Origin of the sequence: Frankia sp. AgKG'84/4 (assembly GCF_023242965.2) — a bacterium.
Classification (GTDB): Bacteria; Actinomycetota; Actinomycetes; order Frankiales; family Frankiaceae; genus Frankia.
On record NZ_JALKFU020000791.1, the window covers coordinates 1 to 1,100 of the forward strand.

A 1,100-nucleotide genomic window follows, 5' to 3' on the forward strand; every position below is an offset into this window, starting at 1 on the left:
GCGTCGACGCTGGCGCCGCCCGCCGCACCGCCGTCCCCGAGCCCGGCCACCAGCGGCTCGGGCAGCCACGGCCCGACATAGCCCTCCCGGCGCCCCCGTGCCGAGCGCAGCTGGTCCAGGCACAGCCGCGACACCACCACCGTCAGCCATGCCCGCAGGTCGACAATCTCGTCGGCGTCGACCCGCTCGAGGCGCAGCCACGCCTCCTGCACCGCGTCCTCGGCGTCGGCCAGCGATCCGAGCAGCCGGTAGGCCACCGCCCGCAGATGGGACCGCTCGCCCTCGAACGCCGCCGCGAGTGCACTGGCCCGCCCATCCGGCGCGGACGCTGATGGGACGATCATCGTCGTGTCCTCCCGCAAGCCCTGACAACATCCTCCGACAGGACGGCATCCTCCGACAGGACGGCGCGGACCGCGCCGATGTGACATCCCGGCGCTGGCGCGGTGCCGTCTCGCCACCACGGTGATGTGACCGGCCATACCACGCGGCCGGCTGGCAGCGGGCGGGACGACGGGTTGGCAGGATGGGGCCCAGGGGGAGACGTCCGGTCGCCATGGCCGGCGAGGTGATCCGAAACCGAACCATGGAGTGCCGCCCGATGAGCGACCTGCCAGACCCGGACGTCCTGCTCGACGTCGCGTTGATGATCGCCCGCGAGGCCGGCGAGCTGCTCGCCAAGGGCCGCGAGGGCACGGTCGCCGCGGAGGCGACGAAGTCCTCCCCCACCGATGTCGTCACCGCCTTGGACCGCGCCTCCGAGGCGCTGGTGGCCCGCCGGCTCGGCGAGCTGCGCCCCGGCGACGGGCTGCTCGGCGAGGAGGGCTCCGACTCGGCCGGCTCGACCGGCGTGCGCTGGATCGTCGACCCGCTCGACGGCACGGTGAACTTCCTCTACAACCTGCCGAACTGGGCGGTGTCGATCGCCGCCGAGGTCCGCGGCGAGGTCGTCGCGGGCGTCGTGCACGCTCCGGCGATGGGCACGACCTACACGGCCACCCGCGGCGGCGGGGCGTTGCGGGACGGCGGCCCGCTGGCCGGCTCGACGGTCACGACGCTCGCCGGCGCGCTGGTCGCCACCGGGTTCGGCTACGCGCAGG

2 protein-coding genes are annotated in these 1,100 nt (G+C 74.7%); one reads left to right on the forward strand and one right to left on the reverse strand.

Going from position 1 to position 1,100, the window contains the following annotated elements; genetic code table 11:
* Nucleotides 1–344, reverse strand: a 344-nt coding sequence (locus MXD58_RS25245; RefSeq protein WP_284678856.1) for a sigma factor, incomplete at its 3' end; no start/stop codon positions are given.
* 257 nt (nt 345–601) lie between these two features.
* Between MXD58_RS25245 and MXD58_RS25250 the strand changes: the two genes are divergently transcribed.
* Nucleotides 602–1,100 (forward strand): inositol monophosphatase family protein (locus MXD58_RS25250; protein ID WP_284678857.1); only part of this gene is annotated, 499 nt, incomplete at its 3' end.